A 15,522-nucleotide genomic window follows, 5' to 3' on the forward strand; every position below is an offset into this window, starting at 1 on the left:
AGCGATCCCGTAGAATCGTGCTCACTATGGACGACCCTCCCAGTTGTAGTACATCGCCCCACTGCCCGCCCCTCGCCCGCGAGGGGAATCGTTGATGGATTACATCCTGCTGGGCGTGGGGCTTCTGCTCACTGTCGGCACCGGATTGTTCGTCGCGAGCGAGTTCGCTCTGGTCAATCTCGACCGTGCCGATCTCGAGGCCCGGCAGGCTCGGGGCGAATCCCGTCTCTCGCTGACGATCAGCGCCCTCAAGCACACGTCGACCCACCTGTCGTCGGCGCAGCTGGGTATCACGCTGACGACGTTGCTGACCGGTTACACGATGGAGCCGGCACTCTCCAACCTGCTCGGTCCCACACTCGTCGCGTGGAGCATCCCCGAGGCGGCCGTCGGCCCGATAGCGACGATCGTCGCGATGCTGGTCGCCACCGTGCTCTCGATGATCCTCGGCGAGCTGGTGCCCAAGAACTTCGCGCTCGCGCTTCCGCTCGCGACGGCGAAGCTCGTGATCCCGTTCCAGGTCGCCTTCACGACGATCTTCAAGCCGGCCGTGGTCGTGCTCAACGGCAGCGCCAACGGAGTGCTCCGGAGCATGGGGATCGAGCCGAAGGAGGAACTCTCCGGAGCCCGCAGCGCCGAGGAGCTGTCCTCCCTGGTGCGGCGTTCCGCGAGCGCCGGATTGCTCGAGGCCGACACCGCGAGTCTCCTCGACCGGACGCTCACGTTCTCGCGGCTGACGGCCGCCGACGTGATGACCGCTCGTCCCAGCATGCACGCGCTCGCCGCGGGCGATTCAGCGGACGACGTCATCCAGCTCGCCCGGCGCACAGGGCACAGCCGTTTCCCGGTCTACGACGACGATCTCGACGACATCACGGGCGTCGTGCACCTGAAGGCGGCGATCTCGGTTCCCCGCGACCGACGGGCGGAGGTGCCGGTCGGTGCGATCTCCACCGATCCGCTGCGGGTGCCGGAGACCGTGCACGTGGATGCATTGATCTCGGAACTCCGAGCCCGCGGATACCAGCTCGCGGTCGTCGTCGACGAGTACGGCGGCACTGCCGGACTCGTGACTCTCGAGGACCTGGTCGAAGAACTGGTGGGAGAGGTGTCCGATGAGCATGACCGGACGAGAGCCGGTGTCGTCCGGGGCCGCGACGGCATCACCTTCCCCGGTGAACTGCGACCCGACGAGCTGCGCCATCGTGCGGGCGTCGAGGTGCCGGAAGGCGACGTGTACGACACTGTGGCCGGGTACGTCATGAGCGTCCTCGAGCGTGTGCCGTCGGTCGGCGACGAGGTCGCCCTCGATACCGGAAAGCTGCAGGTGGTGCGCATGGACGGTCGCCGCGTCGACCGCATCCGATACGTTCCGAGTCCGGGCGGTCCAGCAGAGGTGGTCTCCCGATGAACGATTGGGGAGGACTGGCCTGGCTGGTCGTGCTGCTCGTCGCGAACGCGTTCTTCGTGGGTGCCGAGTTCGCGGTGATCTCCGCGCGCCGTTCGCAGATCGAGCCGAAGGCCGATCGAGGGTCGCGCGCCGCGAAGACCGCTCTGTACGCGATGGAGCACGCGACCCTGATGCTCGCGACGTCGCAGCTCGGCATCACGATCTGCTCGCTGCTGATCCTGAACGTCTCGGAGCCGGCGATCCACCACCTGCTCGCCGTGCCGCTGCACGCGATCGGCTGGTCGGATGGCGTCGTCGATGCGGTGTCGTTCACGATCGCACTGCTGATCGTGTCGTTCCTGCACGTCGTGTTCGGCGAGATGGTGCCGAAGAACCTCGCATTCTCGATCCCGGATCGCGCCGTGCTGATCCTCGCGCCGCCGCTGGTGCTGGTGTCGAAGATCTTCATGCCGGTGATCTGGGTGCTCAACGCGGCTGCCAACGGCGTGCTGCGGCTGTTCCGGGTCGAGCCCAAGAACGAGGCGGCGTCGACGTTCACCCTCGACGAGGTGGCGACGATCGTCGATCAGTCGCGCCGCGAGGGCGTTCTCACCGACACCGCGGGCACAGTCGCGGCGGCCGTCGAGTTCACCGACAAGAAGGCCAGCGATGTGGCCGTCCCGCTGAGCGATCTCGTGACGCTGCCGCAGTCGACCACGCCGGATGACATCGAGAAGGCCGTCGCCCGCTACGGATTCTCGCGCTATGTGATCGTCGACGGTGACGACGTACCCGTCGGGTACGTCCATCTCAAGGACATCCTGCGCGCTTCGGATGGCCCGGATGCCGCCGAGAAGCTCGTCGAGCCGCTGCCGTCCAAGCGCATCCACCACATGGTGCCCGTGCAGGAGGACACCGATCTCGAGGATGCTCTGGCGGTCATGCGCCGTGCGGGCCGGCACCTGGCGAAGGTGCGGGATTCCCAGGGGCGCACCACCGCCGTGCTGTTCCTCGAGGACATCCTCGAAGAGCTCGTCGGAGAGGTGCAGGACGCGACTCGTCGCATCCGCGGTCACTAGCCACCGCATCACGATGAAGCCCTGCGATCCCGGACGGATCGGAGGGCTTCATCGTCTTCTGGGAGCGGTCAGCGCCAGAGCGCGCGCTCGTACTGCGGAGGCCACGACACGTCGGCGCCGAGCTCGTGGGCCGCGCGCAGCGCGAAGTGCGGATCGCGCAGCCATTCCCGGCCGGCGAAGATCGCGTCGGCGGCGCCGTCCACGAGGACTTTCTCGGCCTGCTCGGCCGCGGTGATCAGGCCGACTGCCGACACCGGTATGCGTCCGCCCTGGCGGACGGTCTCGGCGAGCGGCACCTGGTAGCCGGGGAACACACTGATCTGCTGATGTGCGACCAGGCCTCCGCTGGAGACATCGATCAGGTCGGCCCCACGCGCGGACGCCCACTCGCCGACGGTCGCTGCCTCGTCGGGCGTGAAGCCGCCCTCGGCGTGATCGGTCGCGGAGATGCGCACGAACAGGGGCACATCGTCGCCGGCGACGCCGCGCACGGCCTCCACCACGCGCAGGAGGAGACGCGCCCTGTTCTCGAGAGTCCCTCCGTACTCGTCCTCTCGCAGGTTCGACAGGGGGGAGAGGAACTGGTGCAGGAGGTAACCGTGCGCCCCATGGATCTCGAGGACGTCGAAGCCGGCGTCCAACGCCCTGCGCGACGCAGTGGCGAAGCCGTCGACCACGGCATCGATGCCGTCAGAGTCGAGCGCGACGGGGGAGGCGAACCCCTCGAAGGCGACGGCGGACGGTGCGGTCGTGGTCCAGCCGCCCTCGCTCTCGGGGACGGACCCGCGCTCGTCGGCCCACGGCCACCACGTCGACGCCTTGCGTCCGGCATGCGCGAGCTGGATCCCCGCGGACGCGCCGCGCGCGTGGATCGCCTCCACGATCGGCTTCCACGCATCGCGCTGCTCGTCGTTCCAGAGCCCGACGTCGCGCGGGGAGATACGGCCCTCCGGCACCACGGCGGTCGCCTCGGCCACGATGAGGCCGGCGCCGCCCGACGCGAACTGAGCGAGGTGCGTGTGGTGCCACTCCTGCACGACGCCGTCGACGGCGCTGTACATGCACATGGGCGATACCCAGAGACGGTTGCGGAACGTGGCAGATCGGATGCTGACGGGGGAGAAGAGAATGCTCACCCTCCGACGCTACTGCGCGGGTGAGGTGGGGAGGGTCGTCGCACTAACGTGGAGTCATGTCCGATGCGCGCGAGTGGTCCCGTCACGACTCCGTGCGGTGCGTGCGGGTTCCGGGGCCGGAGGACGACAAGTACTCGCGCGGTGTCGTGGGACTGCGCACCGGCTCTGCGGCCTACCCCGGCGCCGCGGTGCTGGGCGTCGAGGCCGCCTGGCGCGCGGGCGCAGGTTTCGTGCGGTACATCGGAGACGGCCGTGCGGCGGACGCCGTGATGGCGCGCCGCCCCGAGACCGTCGTCAGCCCCCAGGCGGCCGGCGCGCGTGTCGGAGCGTGGGTCATCGGATCGGGGACGGACCCGGCGATGCGCACGGCGGACGACGAGCGTGAGCTGCGGGGTATCCTTGACGGCGAGGTGACGGTGGTGGTCGATGCCGGCGCATTGGACCTTGCCGCAGGATCGCGAGCGCCGGTGCTGCTGACCCCGCACGGGCGGGAGTTCGCCCGGCTGCAGGAGCGGATCGGATCGGCTCCGCACGAGGACCGTGCGCGCGCGGCGGCGGATGTCGCGACACGGCTCGGCGCGGTCGTGCTTCTGAAGGGCGCGCAGACGCTCATCGCGGACCCCGACGGCTCGGTGATCCGCGTGGACGCGGGCACCGGGTGGTTGGCGACGGCGGGAACCGGCGACGTGCTCGGCGGCGTGCTCGGTGCGCTGCTCGCCGCGAACCCTGATGCACGGATCGCGGAGGTCGCGGCGACCGGAGCCTGGCTGCACGGGCACGCAGGGCGGATCGCCGCGGGCATCGGAGCACAGAGCTACGGGCACGGGCACGGGCACGGGCACGGGCACGGGCATCCGATCGTCGCCCTCGATGTGGCGGAGGCGCTTCCTCGCGCGATCGCGGACGTCCTCGCGTGAGCCGCAGCAGGGCCATGCGCCCCCTCGCGCTCTGGAGCGCCTTCCTGCTCGTGCACGTCGTCGTCGCGGTGGCGGGATGGCTCTACCCGAGCCAGCCGATGGGCGATGTCGTGCTGGTGTACGAGCCCTGGTCGGCGGCGGCGCTCTCGGGCGGTCCGATCGTCGGGATCACCGAGACGTGGGTGTATCCCCAGCTCGCGCTCGTGCCGATGCTTCTGGCGAAGATCCTTTCCGTGCCGCTGATCGCGGTGCTCGGTGTCTCCGAGGCGTACCTGATCGCCTGGGCGGTGCTCGTCACGGTTCTCGATGCGGTCGCGTTCGCCGTGCTGATCGGCCGCTCGCCCTCGCAGCCGCGACGGGCCGCCGCGTGGTTCTGGACCGCCGCACTGCTGCTCCTCGGGCCGATCGCGCTCTACCGGATCGATGCGATCACCGTGCCCCTCGCGGTGATCGCGGGGCTCTGGCTCACCCGTCGACCGGCCACGGCGGCCGCGCTGCTAGCGATCGGCGCCTGGATCAAGATCTGGCCCGGAGCGCTGCTGCTCGCGGCGGTCGTGGCGGCGAGAAGCCGCATGCGGATCCTGCTCACTGCTGCGGCCGTGACTGCCGGCGTCGTCGCGCTTCTGTTCGTGCTCGGTGCCGACACCGAGATCCTCGGATTCCTGACCCAGCAGACCGGACGCGGCCTGCAGATCGAGGCGGTCGCAGCCACGCCGTTCCTGTGGCTCGCGGCGGTCGGCTCCGCTCGCATCGAGTACAGCTTCGAGATCCTCACGTTCCAGATCGACGCGCAAGGAGCAGATGCCGTCGGCGCGGCGCTCACACCTCTGATGGCGGTTCTCGTCGCCGTCATCACGGTCGTCGGCGCGGTCAAGGCGATGCGAGGAGCATCCTTCCCTCGCCTCTTCCCGCCGCTCGCGCTGTCACTCGTCACTGCGCTGATCGTGATGAACAAGGTCGGTTCGCCGCAGTTCCAGACCTGGCTGATCTCGCCGGTGATCCTCTGGCTCGTGCTCGACCGTGCGCGAGCCGCCGTTCCTGCCGTCCTCGTGCTCGCTCTCTGCGCGCTCACGTGCCTCGTCTACCCGCTGAACTACGACGCACTGCTGCGAGCCGAGATGCTCCCCGTCGCGATCCTGACTCTGCGGAACATCCTGCTCGTCGTAGCGCTGGTCGTCGGCATCCGCGCCGTCTTCCGAGTGCCCGCACACCGACCCTCAACGAAACGGGAGTGAAACCCATGCTGATCGCCTTCTCCGTCGCCCCGAGCGGCACCCCCTCCGACGGATCGGAGCGCTCTGACGCCTCCGTGCACGACGCGGTCGCCGCCGCAGTCCGTGTCGTGAGGGAATCGGGCCTTCCGCACCGCACGACCAGCATGTTCACCGAGATCGAAGGACCGGACTGGGACAGCGTGATGGACGTGGTCAAGCGTGCGACGGAAGCCGTGATGCCGTTCGGCTCGCGGGTGTCGCTGGTGCTCAAAGCCGACATCCGCCCCGGCTACTCCGGAGAGCTCGATGCGAAGATCGAGCGACTCGAAGCGGCGATCGACGAGTCCGACACCCCGTAGACTCGACGGGTGAATCCCTCGACTGAATCGAGGGGTGCGGCGAAGTGGGCGCTCCTCTCCCTCGCCATCGGCAGTTTCGGCATCGGCATGACCGAGTTCGTCGTCATGGGCCTGCTGCCCAACATCGCAAGCGAGCTCCTGCCCACCCTGTGGGCCAGCAGCCCCGAAGACGCGCTGAGCCAGGCCGGCTGGCTGATCTCGCTCTACGCCCTCGGCGTCGTGGTCGGCGCGCCGACCATCGCGGGCTTCGTCGCGCGCTACCCGCGGCATCGCGTGATGATCGGCCTCGCGGCGGCTCTCACCGTCTTCAACGCGCTCACCGTCTTCCTGCCGACGTTCGAGCTCGTCGGCGCTTCTCGCTTTCTCGCAGGTCTCCCGCACGGTGCCTACTTCGGTATCGGGGCGCTCGTCGCCGCCGAGGTCATGGGACCGGGAAACCGCGCGAAGGGTGTCGCCTTCATCCTCACGGGTCTCACCGTGGCGAACGTCGTCGGGGTGCCGCTGGGAACCTTCCTCGGCCAGATGTGGGGATGGCGGGCGGCTTTTGCCGTCGTCACGCTGGTGTTCGCGCTCGCGACGGTCTGCATCGTCTTCTTCGTGCCGGAGCACCCGGGTTCACCCGGGCGGACTATGCGTGAAGAGCTCGGTGTCTTCCGCATCCCGCAGGTCTGGTTCACCCTCGGGGTGGGGGCGATCGGCTTCGGAGGATTCTTCGCGGTCTACAGCTACATCGCCCCGCTCGTGACTGATGTCGCCGGCTCACCCGAGTGGGCGGTTCCGATCATCCTGGTGCTGATGGGGCTGGGGATGACGGCCGGAAACCTCGTGGGCGGCCATCTCGCCGACATCGATCTTCGCCGCACACTGCTGTTCGGGCTCGCCGCGATGGCGGTGGTGTTCGCGCTTCTCGCCGTGTTCTCGTTCTGGATCATCACGCTCGCGCTGCTCGTGTTCGTGGTCGGCTTCGTGTCGTCGGTGCTGAGCCCGACAATCCAGACCCGGCTGATGGACGTGGCGGGAGACAACCAGTCGATCGCGGCAGCCATGAACCACTCGGCGCTCAACATCGGCAACAGCCTCGGTGCCTTCCTCGGCGGTGTCGTGATCGCCGGCGGATGGGGCTTCACGGCTCCCTCGTGGACCGGCGCGGCGCTCGCGGTGGCAGGGCTGTCGATCGCGCTCCTGTCGTATCGGGTGGAGGCCCGTAGGCCCGTGTTCGCTCCGGCCTGAACCGGTGTCGAGGTCGTAGAGTGAGCGTGTGAGCGAGCCTGACGACCTTCCCGTCGCAGGAACGGCTGTGCTGCTGCGTACCGCCGCACAGGGCTTCGAGGTGCTGATGATGCGCCGACCCGACCGCGGATCCTTCCCCGGCGCCTGGGTCTTCCCCGGAGGCAAGGTCGAGCAGCGCGACCGCCGCGACGGCGACGAGGAGCAGGAGGATGCCCGTCGAGCCGCCGTCCGCGAGACGTTCGAAGAGGTCGGCCTCGTCATCACCGACCCTGTCGTCGTATCCCGTTGGCAGCCGCCCGCCGAGGCGCCGGTCCGCATCAGGACCTGGTTCTTCCTTGCGGATGCCCCGGACGGCGCGCTGCGGGTCTCTGCCGATGAGGTCGTGGACGCGACCTGGGCCACGCCCGCTGACGCGCTGCACAAGCACTCCGCCGGCGAGTGGATGCTCTTTCCTCCGACCTGGGTGACGCTGCACCAGCTGGGTCGGTTCGAGAGCGCCCAGGCGGCACTCTCTGCAGGTGGCGTCGCGCGGCACTTCTCGACGAGGGTCGTCGAGTCGGACCTGGGCACCGCCTTCGAGTGGGAGGGGCTGCGGCTCGAGACCGGCTCGCTGCCGTGGCGGATCGTTCCGAGCTAGCTGTCGAGCAGTCGGCGCAGATGCCTGCCGACCGCTTCGGTCTCGATGAGGAACCCGTCGTGCCCGAAGTCGCTGCTGAGGACGACCGCCTCGTCTCCGTCGAGGGTGTTCGGGATGCTCCGCGCTATGCGGTGCTGTCCGTCGACGGGGAACAGCCTGTCGCTGTCGATCCCGAGCACGAGGGTGGCGGCGGTCACGGTGCGGAGCGCCTCCTCGACGCCTCCGCGGTCGCGTCCGACGTCGTGCGAGTTCATCGCCTCGACGACCGTGATGTAGCTGTTCGCGTCGAAACGTCGGGTGAACTTGTTGCCGTGGAAGTCGAGGTACGACTCGACCGCGAATCGTCCGCCGTGCCCGAGAGGCGACACACCTGACTGCCACGAGCGCTGGAACCGCTGATTGAGCTCGATAGGGCTGCGATAGCTCAGCAGCGCCATGCGGCGAGCGAGAGCGAGGCCACGGTGCGGACCGTCTCCGTCGGCTAAGTCGTAGTACTCACCGCCTTGAAAGCGCGGATCCATGCGGATCGTCTCGAGCTGCACCGTGTTGAGGGCGATCTGGTCGGCGGTCGTCACCGGGGGCGACGAGAGCACGGCGAGGCGTTCGACGCGCTCGGGATGTGAGACCGCCCATTCGAGCGCGTGCATGCCGCCCATCGAACCGCCGACGACGGCGGCCCAGACGTCGATGCCGAGAGCGTCGGCGAGCCGAACCTGCGCTGCGACCTGGTCGCGGATCGTCAAGTACGGGAAGCGCGATGCCCACTCGTAGCCGGACGGCGCGATGCTCGCGGGGCCCGTGGACCCCTGGCATCCGCCGAGCATGTTCGGTGCGATGACGAACCAGCGGTCGGTGTCGATCGGTGCACCGGGGCCGACGATGTCGTCCCACCAGCCGGTTGTGGGGTGCCCGGCCCCCGCGGCGCCGCGCACGTGGCTGTCGCCGGTGAGAGCGTGCAGGATCAGGATCGCGTTGTCGCGCGCCGCATTCAGCTCCCCCCAGGTCTCGTAGGCGAGGCGGATGCCGGGGAGCTCCGAGCCGCTCTCGGTGGGGAAGGCACCGAAGGAGGCGAAGCGGCGTCCGCCGGCGGGGTCTCCGTCGCGCCAGGCGCCGGTCGCGGGTGGTCGCGCGCGGAGCAGACGTACGTCGGCCTCCGTCACGGGCGCCGAGGGCACCGTGTCTTCAGAGGTCGTCTGCCAGTCCATGCTTCCATTCTCGCCCGGCAGGCGATGCGTCGGACGAACGTTACGGTTCCCGGGTGCGTCGGGTGGAGGCCGCGGCGCGATGGTTCTCAGCCGGCCACGGTCGTGACCGTGGCGAGGTGATCGCTGTTCCCGACGCGCGCCGTCGTCGATTCGAGCACCGTCAGTCCTCGCACGAAGACATGATCGATGCGGGCGAGGGGAAGCGCTGCGGGCCAGGTGAGGCCGAGCGTGCCGTCGGTCGGTCTGACCCAGTCCAGCTGCGAGCGGACGGCGCTGAGAGCGGGGTCGGCTGATGCGGCGTTGAAGTCGCCCACGACCACGATCGACTCCGCGGGGTCGGAGGCGACGGCGTCGGCGATTCCCGAGAGCATCGTGTCGCGCTCCTGCTGCACGCCGGGACGCACGGACGCTGCGTGCATGACGTACACGGCGACGTCGGCATCCGGCGCGTTCACGACGACCCGGAGCGCGCGCTTCCAGTCGAGCCCGAGGGTCAGCGGCTGTGCGTCCGCGATCGGATAGCGGCTCCAGACGGCCACCGTGCCGATCGCGTACGAATGCGGATAGGCGGAGGCGAGGGTCTCCCGTGCGGATTCGAGGCTGTCGCCGTCGAGTTCGGTGAGGGCGATCACGTCGGCGGACATGTCGGCGAGCTCGGCCGCCGAGGCTGCCGCTCCTCCCGAGTGGGCGCGCACGTTCTGGCTGACGATCTCGATCGGCGTGCTCTGCGGGGGAGCGGCCGCGGCGAAACCGGGAGCCGATGGGAGTATCGCGAGGGTCCAGACGAGGACGGGCGCGAGCAGGACCAGCGTGACGCGACGCGCCAGGATCAGCGCGAAGACGACGAGCACGGCGAGGGCGAGCCCGAACCACGGCAGGGCAGCGGCCGCAGCGGTGCCGACGACGCCGGGGACCCAGGTGCAGATGATCCCGACGAGAAGCGCCAGGCCGGCCACGGCGATGACGCGCCCGGCACGCGGGGACGCGCGCCGACGTGCGGTCGGCTTCGTGGTGACGTCGATCATGAGCTCCTCCGGGCAGGCCTTCCATTCTCGACGCAGACGTCTGTGCGCCAGCCGAGCGCTCGGCTCGCCGGGTGCAGGAAGGCCCGGCCCCGGACACGAAGATGCCCCGAGCCGCAGCCCGGGGCATCTCCTGACTTCTGAGCGCCGGATCAGGCGCGAGCGGCCTCCGACACGCGGCGAGCTGCGGCCAGAGCCTCGTCGAGGTCTGCCTTGAGGTCGTCGATGTTCTCGATGCCGACCGACAGGCGCACGAGGCCGGGCGTGACACCGGCGGTGAGCTGCTGCTCGGGCGTGAGCTGCGCGTGAGTGGTCGACGCGGGGTGGATCACGAGCGAGCGCACGTCGCCGATGTTGGCGAGGTGGCTGAACAGCGACAGGCTGTTGACGAACTCGCGGCCGGCCTCCACGCCGCCCTTCAGCTCGAACGACAGCACGGCGCCGACGCCCTTGGGAGCGTACTGGTTCGCCTTGGCGTACCAGGGGGAGGAGGGCAGGCCGGAGTAGTTGACCGAGGCGACGTCATCGCGGCTGTCGAGCCATTCGGCGATCTCCTGGGCGTTCTGCACGTGGCGCTCGATGCGCAGCGAGAGCGTCTCGATGCCCTGGATGAGGTTCCAGGCGCTCTGCGGTGCGATCGCCGATCCGAGGTCGCGGAGCAGCTGCACGCGCGCCTTGATGATGTAGGCCAGCGGGTCGCCGACGGCAGCCGTGTAGCTGGCGCCGTGGTACGAGGGGTCGGGCTCGGTGAGACCGGGGAATCGCTCGATGTTCTTCGACCACTCGAACGTGCCACCGTCGATGATCGCGCCGCCGATGGTGGTGCCGTGGCCGCCGAGGAACTTGGTGACCGAGTGCACGACGATGTCGGCGCCGTGCTCGAACGGACGGATCAGGTACGGGGTCGCGATCGTGTTGTCGACGATCAGCGGCACACCACCCTCGTGCGCCACGTCGGCGACGGTGCGGATGTCGAGGATGTTGATCTGCGGGTTGCCGATGGTCTCGGCGAAGAACAGCTTCGTGTTCGGGCGGATCGCGCGGCGCCACTCTTCGGCATCGTCCTGGTTCTCGACGAACGTGACCTCGATGCCGAGTTTCGCGAGCGTGTACTTGAACAGGTTGTACGTGCCGCCGTAGATCGAGCTCGACGACACGATGTGGTCGCCGGCCTGCGCGATGTTCAGGACAGCGAACGTCGACGCCGCCTGGCCGCTGGAGAGGACGAGGGCGCCGGTGCCCCCCTCGAGCGCGGCGAGGCGCTGCTCCAGGACGTCCTGGGTCGGGTTCTGGATGCGGGTGTAGATGTTGCCGAACTCGGCCAGGGCGAACAGGTTCGCCGCGTGGTCGGCGCTGTCGAACACGTAGGACGTGGTCTGGTAGATCGGAGTGGCGCGGGCCTTGGTCACCGGGTCGGGAGCAGCGCCGGAGTGGATCTGCTTGGTCTCGAAACGCCAGGTCTCGGGTGCGGACATGTGTTCCCCCTGGAACTGTTGGAAGGTCGATTCGACTGATGTCGTTGCAAGCGACAGTACGGAATATCGGAGGGTGTCAACAGTGAGTGGGAAATGTGACGTAATGAACACGGCCCGCGCGCGGCGGGAGCCGGTCGGACGCTCAGTCCTGCGCCAGCAGTGCCGCCGCCCAGGTGCGGGCGATCGCGAACGGCTCGGCGAACGTCGCCATCCCCACCGTGACGATCGCGCCTTCGTAGAGCAGCATCATCGCCTGGGCCATCGCGCGGGGATCGCGCACGCCGGCCTCGGCGCAGAGTTCCTCGAACACGTCGAGCAGCCAGATCTTCTGCCGGGAGACCTCGGGGAACACCGGGTGGTCGTCGTTGCCCTCGCCGATCTCGGCGCGAGCGTTGATGGCGCTGCATCCCTTGGGGCTATTTTCGTCCGACCATGAGATCGCGGCATCGAAGATCGCGAGCACGCGCTCGGGGCCGGGTTCCGGCGCTCGTGCGAGCTCTGACGCGACGTGGTCGCGCCATCGGGCGTCACGGTGCTGCAGATAGGAGACGACCAGGGCCTCCTTCGACCCGAACCGGTCGTAGAGCGTCTTCTTCGTGACCCCGGCGGCCTCGGCGATCGTGTCGACGCCCACGGCATGGATGCCTCGCTCGTAGAAGAGCCTCGAAGCCGCGTCGAGGACACGCCGTCCTCCCGGGGTCAGGGGGACGAGTTCCGGCACCGACTGCGTCATGGGAGTGACTATACCAGTCTGTATAGTCGTTCCCATGAGTAAACAGATCGGTGTACTTCGTGCTGTGGGGACGGTCGCCGCCTCAGCCGCCTTCGTCGTGACCTGGAGCTCGGGGTTCATCATCCCGGCGTTCGCCACCGTCGACGTCTCTGCACTGACGCTTCTCGTCTGGCGCTTCGTGCCGCTCGCCGTGGTCCTCCTCGCCGTCGTCCTGATCACCGGCGCGGGCAGGGGAGTGAGCGGTCGTGACCTGCGCGCTCAGGCATCGATCGGACTCTTCGCGCAGTTCGGCTACTGCGTCGCGGTGTACGGGTCCGTCGCCGTGGGCATCGCGACGGGAACGGTCGCTCTCATCGACGCCGTGCAGCCGCTCGTGGTCGCCGTGCTCGTCGGTCCGGTGCTCGGTCTGCGCGTCAGAGGTTCGCAGTGGGTGGGACTCGGGGTCGGGGCGGTCGGAGTCCTCCTGGTCGTGCGCTCGCAGTTCGGATCCTCGGCTGCCCCGCTGGTCGCCTATCTGCTGCCTGCCGTCGCGATGGTGTGCCTCATCGTCGGAACGCTGCAGCAGCGGAAGTCGTCGGTGGAGACCGGGGTGCTCCTGACTCTCACGGTCCACGTCACGGTGACGGCGGTGCTGCTGCTGGTGATCGCGGCAGTGGCAGGCGCCTTGACCCCGCCGTCGTCGGCGTCGTTCTGGCTCGCGGTCGTCCTGACCGCCATGTTCCCGACCCTGGCGGCATACGGGCTCTACTGGTGGCTTCTGCGGCGGGTGGGCATCACCGCGCTTCAGGCGCTGCTGTTCCTGATCGCGCCGGCCACCTCGCTCGCCGGCGGCATGCTGCTCGGGGAGCCGCTCACCCTCGTCACCGTCATCGGATTCGTTCTGTGCGGAATCGGAGTCGCCGTCGTCCTCATCGGCGACTCCCGCCCCGACGATGATGACCGGAAACCGCGACCCGACGGCGTGCACCCGCGTTCGCGGCCGGAACATCGTACGGTGGAGGCATGGTGAACAGGCGTGCAGTGGTGACCGGTGCGAGTTCCGGAATCGGGGAGGCGACCGTGCGTGCTCTGCGCGCCCGTGGCTGGGGAGTGGTCGGGGTCGCCAGACGCGCATCCCGCCTGGCCGCGCTCTCGGAGGAGACCGGAGCATCGACGATCGCCTGCGACCTGACGGATCCGGATGCCGTGGCGGCGCTGATCGGAGAGCTCGAGGCCTCAGGGCCCGTGCACGCGCTCGTGCAGGTCGCCGGTGGCGCCCGCGGCACCGACCGCGTGGAGAACGCCTCCACCGACGACTGGCAGTGGATGTACGACGCCAACGTCCTGTCCAGCCAGCGGTTGGTCGCGGGGATGCTGCCGCTGCTGCGCCGCGCGGCAGCGGCGGACGGGCACGCGGACACGGTGTTCGTGACTTCGACCGCCGCGCAGGTGGCCTACGCGGGAGGCGGCGGTTACAACGCGGCAAAGGCCGCGCAGTCGATGCTGGTGCATGCCCTGCGCCTCGAGTTGAACGGCGAGCCCATCCGTGTCTCGGAGATCGCTCCCGGGATGGTGCACACCGAGGAGTTCACGCTCAACCGTCTCGGTGGCGACGCGGTTGCCGCCGAGGCGGTGTACTCGGGGGTCGAGGCACCGCTGCTCGCCGAGGACGTGGCCGATGTCATCGCCTACGCGCTGGATGCGCCGGGCCACGTGAACCTCGACCTCATCACGATGCGCCCCGTCGCGCAGTCCGCGAACCACCTGCTCGCGCGCGGCCCGCTGCGGGTGCGCCTGATCGACTGATCGATGGCTGCCCGCACTCTCGTCGAACTCGCCGCCGACGGCCTGATCGACCCCGAGTGGGCCGCTGCTCTGGCTCCGGCCCAGGAAGCGATCACGACGTTGGGTGAGCGCCTCCGCGAGGAGCAGGCTGCGGGGCGCGGCTATCTTCCGGCTGGGGACCATGTGCTGCGCGCGTTCCGACGCCCGATGTCGGAGGTCAAGGTGCTGATCACGGGTCAGGACCCGTATCCGACTCCTGGTCACCCGATCGGGCTGTCATTCGCGGTGGACGGCGACGTGCGTCCGCTGCCTCGAAGCCTGGGCAACATCTACAAGGAGCGCGAGAGCGACCTCGGCATCCCTCCCGCGCCTCACGGCGACCTCACGGCGTGGAGCGACCAGGGTGTGCTGCTTCTGAACAGGGTGCTGACCGTGCGCCCCGGTGAGGCGGGCTCGCACCGTCGGTGGGGGTGGGAGGCGGTCACCGAGCTGGCGATCCGCAGCCTGGTCGCGCGCGACAGGCCCCTCGTCGCGATCCTGTGGGGCAAGGACGCCGAGAACCTGCAGCCGCTGCTGGGCGATACGCCCGTGATCGCCTCGGCGCACCCCTCGCCGCTGTCCGCCCGCCGTGGCTTCTTCGGTTCCCGGCCGTTCTCGCGTGCGAACGAGCTGCTCGAACGTCAGGGCGCGACCCCCGTGGACTGGCGCGTCGACGGGGAGCCGCGTCTAAGCTGATCGCATGCAGTTCGAGCCCGGTGATCGCCGCCGTGTGCTGCCGCGCCATCTGCGCCCGCAGCCCGAGCCCGACGTGTTCTCGTACTCGATTCGCGCCGCGCGTGCAGGAGACCTCCCGTACGTGCGCGAGATCTACAACCACTTCGTGAGCAACTCCGTCGTGACCCTCGACGAGAGGCGCAGCAGCATCCCCTACTGGCGCGAGAAGTTCGCCCTGCTGAGCAAGCTCGGCCTGCCTTTCCTCGTCGCGGTCTCGCCGGCGGGTGTCGTGATCGGCTATGCGCTCGCGCAGCCGTGGGCAGGGAAGAACGCCTACCGCTACACGGTCGAGGATTCGATCTATCTGGGCCCGGGAGCCGGTGGCAAAGGACTCGGAGCGGCTCTGCTGCAGGCCCTCATCGATGCGTGCGAGCAGCTCGGCATCCGCGAGATGGTCGCCGTGATCAGCGACACCAAGGCCGACGCGTCGATCCGACTGCACGCCAAGCTCGGTTTCGTGGAGGCCGGGCGCATGGGCCGTGTCGGGCACAAGTTCGGTCGCGAGCTCGGCACCGTCTACATGCGCCGCGCGCTGCGCCCCACGAGGCGCCGCAAGTTCTTCAGCACGAGCTCGGGCCGGTGATCGC

The 15,522-nt window shown here is 69.1% G+C and carries 16 protein-coding genes; 11 read left to right on the top strand and 5 right to left on the bottom strand.

Going from position 1 to position 15,522, the window contains the following annotated elements:
• Nucleotides 1–94: 94 nt before the first annotated feature.
• Together ASF63_RS02380 and ASF63_RS02385 are read left to right on the top strand one after the other, a co-directional pair.
• On the top strand, nucleotides 95–1,411 hold the full coding sequence (locus ASF63_RS02380) for a hemolysin family protein (RefSeq protein WP_056509086.1): 1,317 nt from the start codon (nucleotides 95–97) through the stop codon (nucleotides 1,409–1,411).
• The gene (locus tag ASF63_RS02385; protein ID WP_056509089.1) at nucleotides 1,408–2,469 is read left to right on the top strand and encodes a hemolysin family protein; all 1,062 of its coding nucleotides are present in this window, start codon (nucleotides 1,408–1,410) and stop codon (nucleotides 2,467–2,469) included. Before ASF63_RS02380 ends, ASF63_RS02385 begins: the two co-directional genes overlap by 4 nt.
• 68 nt (nucleotides 2,470–2,537) lie before the next feature.
• Here the strand turns inward: ASF63_RS02385 and ASF63_RS02390 are convergent, their stop codons facing one another.
• The gene (locus tag ASF63_RS02390; RefSeq protein ID WP_056509092.1) at nucleotides 2,538–3,605 is read right to left on the bottom strand and encodes an NADH:flavin oxidoreductase/NADH oxidase; all 1,068 of its coding nucleotides are present in this window, start codon (nucleotides 3,603–3,605) and stop codon (nucleotides 2,538–2,540) included.
• A 56-nt stretch (nucleotides 3,606–3,661) separates the two neighbouring features.
• Between ASF63_RS02390 and ASF63_RS02395 the strand changes: the two genes are divergently transcribed.
• Genes ASF63_RS02395 through ASF63_RS02415 form a run of 5 tightly spaced genes read left to right on the top strand, consistent with a single transcriptional unit; the run spans nucleotide 3,662 to nucleotide 7,962 of the window.
• Nucleotides 3,662–4,522 carry an NAD(P)H-hydrate dehydratase gene (locus ASF63_RS02395; RefSeq protein WP_056509095.1) on the top strand — a complete coding sequence of 287 codons (861 nt, stop codon included), beginning with the start codon at nucleotides 3,662–3,664 and terminating at the stop codon, nucleotides 4,520–4,522.
• Nucleotides 4,519–5,757 (top strand): hypothetical protein, encoded by a 1,239-nt coding sequence (locus ASF63_RS02400; RefSeq protein WP_235560670.1) that lies wholly within the window; start codon nucleotides 4,519–4,521, stop codon nucleotides 5,755–5,757. The genes ASF63_RS02395 and ASF63_RS02400 overlap by 4 nt, the downstream gene beginning before the upstream one ends.
• A gap of 5 nt (nucleotides 5,758–5,762) precedes the next feature.
• Complete coding sequence (locus tag ASF63_RS02405; RefSeq protein ID WP_056509100.1) at nucleotides 5,763–6,095, top strand: MTH1187 family thiamine-binding protein; 333 nt, start codon at nucleotides 5,763–5,765, stop codon at nucleotides 6,093–6,095.
• Nucleotides 6,096–6,104: 9 nt separating this feature from the next.
• Nucleotides 6,105–7,325, top strand: coding sequence for an MFS transporter (locus tag ASF63_RS02410; RefSeq protein WP_056509102.1), 1,221 nt, complete (start codon nucleotides 6,105–6,107; stop codon nucleotides 7,323–7,325).
• A 28-nt stretch (nucleotides 7,326–7,353) separates the two neighbouring features.
• Nucleotides 7,354–7,962 carry an NUDIX hydrolase gene (locus tag ASF63_RS02415; RefSeq protein ID WP_056509105.1) on the top strand — a complete coding sequence of 203 codons (609 nt, stop codon included), beginning with the start codon at nucleotides 7,354–7,356 and terminating at the stop codon, nucleotides 7,960–7,962.
• Here the strand turns inward: ASF63_RS02415 and metX are convergent.
• The 4 genes from metX to ASF63_RS02435 form a co-directional block, all read right to left on the bottom strand.
• On the bottom strand, nucleotides 7,959–9,167 hold the full coding sequence (gene metX, locus ASF63_RS02420) for a homoserine O-acetyltransferase MetX (RefSeq protein ID WP_056509112.1): 1,209 nt from the start codon (nucleotides 9,165–9,167) through the stop codon (nucleotides 7,959–7,961). The two genes, ASF63_RS02415 and metX, sit on opposite strands and share 4 nt — an antisense overlap.
• Nucleotides 9,168–9,253: 86 nt before the next feature.
• On the bottom strand, nucleotides 9,254–10,192 hold the full coding sequence (locus tag ASF63_RS02425) for an endonuclease/exonuclease/phosphatase family protein (RefSeq protein WP_056509115.1): 939 nt from the start codon (nucleotides 10,190–10,192) through the stop codon (nucleotides 9,254–9,256).
• Nucleotides 10,193–10,341: 149 nt separating this feature from the next.
• Nucleotides 10,342–11,664, bottom strand: coding sequence for a bifunctional o-acetylhomoserine/o-acetylserine sulfhydrylase (locus tag ASF63_RS02430; protein WP_056509119.1), 1,323 nt, complete (start codon nucleotides 11,662–11,664; stop codon nucleotides 10,342–10,344).
• A 142-nt stretch (nucleotides 11,665–11,806) separates the two neighbouring features.
• On the bottom strand, nucleotides 11,807–12,397 hold the full coding sequence (locus tag ASF63_RS02435) for a TetR/AcrR family transcriptional regulator (RefSeq protein WP_056509121.1): 591 nt from the start codon (nucleotides 12,395–12,397) through the stop codon (nucleotides 11,807–11,809).
• Between the two features lie 34 nt (nucleotides 12,398–12,431).
• Here ASF63_RS02435 and ASF63_RS02440 point away from each other — a divergent pair, with 34 nt between their 5' ends.
• The 4 genes from ASF63_RS02440 to ASF63_RS02455 are packed head-to-tail and all read left to right on the top strand — an operon-like array spanning nucleotide 12,432 to nucleotide 15,518.
• The gene (locus tag ASF63_RS02440; protein WP_082477785.1) at nucleotides 12,432–13,406 is read left to right on the top strand and encodes a DMT family transporter; all 975 of its coding nucleotides are present in this window, start codon (nucleotides 12,432–12,434) and stop codon (nucleotides 13,404–13,406) included.
• The gene (locus ASF63_RS02445; protein WP_200933953.1) at nucleotides 13,400–14,182 is read left to right on the top strand and encodes an SDR family oxidoreductase; all 783 of its coding nucleotides are present in this window, start codon (nucleotides 13,400–13,402) and stop codon (nucleotides 14,180–14,182) included. The genes ASF63_RS02440 and ASF63_RS02445 overlap by 7 nt, the downstream gene beginning before the upstream one ends.
• A 3-nt stretch (nucleotides 14,183–14,185) precedes the next feature.
• Nucleotides 14,186–14,896, top strand: a complete 711-nt coding sequence (locus tag ASF63_RS02450; protein WP_056509124.1) for a uracil-DNA glycosylase — start codon at nucleotides 14,186–14,188, stop codon at nucleotides 14,894–14,896.
• Between the two features lie 4 nt (nucleotides 14,897–14,900).
• Nucleotides 14,901–15,518: a GNAT family N-acetyltransferase gene (locus ASF63_RS02455; RefSeq protein WP_056509128.1), complete on the top strand. Its 618-nt coding sequence runs from the start codon at nucleotides 14,901–14,903 to the stop codon at nucleotides 15,516–15,518.
• Nucleotides 15,519–15,522 lie beyond the last annotated feature (4 nt).

This window comes from Microbacterium sp. Leaf320 (assembly GCF_001423485.1).
GTDB lineage: Bacteria > Actinomycetota > Actinomycetes > Actinomycetales > Microbacteriaceae > Microbacterium.

What these genes read in the sequence shown, in the direction of transcription:
- ASF63_RS02445 (WP_200933953.1), top strand. Translation starts at nt 13,400, where the DNA reads ATGGTGAACAGGCGTGCAGTGGTGACCGGTGCGAGTTCCGGAATCGGG.
- ASF63_RS02430 (WP_056509119.1), bottom strand. Translation starts at nt 11,664, where the DNA reads ATGTCCGCACCCGAGACCTGGCGTTTCGAGACCAAGCAGATCCACTCC.
- ASF63_RS02450 (WP_056509124.1), top strand. Translation starts at nt 14,186, where the DNA reads ATGGCTGCCCGCACTCTCGTCGAACTCGCCGCCGACGGCCTGATCGAC.
- ASF63_RS02385 (WP_056509089.1), top strand. Translation starts at nt 1,408, where the DNA reads ATGAACGATTGGGGAGGACTGGCCTGGCTGGTCGTGCTGCTCGTCGCG.
- ASF63_RS02405 (WP_056509100.1), top strand. Translation starts at nt 5,763, where the DNA reads ATGCTGATCGCCTTCTCCGTCGCCCCGAGCGGCACCCCCTCCGACGGA.
- ASF63_RS02425 (WP_056509115.1), bottom strand. Translation starts at nt 10,192, where the DNA reads ATGATCGACGTCACCACGAAGCCGACCGCACGTCGGCGCGCGTCCCCG.
- ASF63_RS02435 (WP_056509121.1), bottom strand. Translation starts at nt 12,397, where the DNA reads ATGACGCAGTCGGTGCCGGAACTCGTCCCCCTGACCCCGGGAGGACGG.
- ASF63_RS02440 (WP_082477785.1), top strand. Translation starts at nt 12,432, where the DNA reads ATGAGTAAACAGATCGGTGTACTTCGTGCTGTGGGGACGGTCGCCGCC.
- ASF63_RS02380 (WP_056509086.1), top strand. Translation starts at nt 95, where the DNA reads ATGGATTACATCCTGCTGGGCGTGGGGCTTCTGCTCACTGTCGGCACC.
- ASF63_RS02395 (WP_056509095.1), top strand. Translation starts at nt 3,662, where the DNA reads ATGTCCGATGCGCGCGAGTGGTCCCGTCACGACTCCGTGCGGTGCGTG.
- ASF63_RS02455 (WP_056509128.1), top strand. Translation starts at nt 14,901, where the DNA reads ATGCAGTTCGAGCCCGGTGATCGCCGCCGTGTGCTGCCGCGCCATCTG.
- metX (WP_056509112.1), bottom strand. Translation starts at nt 9,167, where the DNA reads ATGGACTGGCAGACGACCTCTGAAGACACGGTGCCCTCGGCGCCCGTG.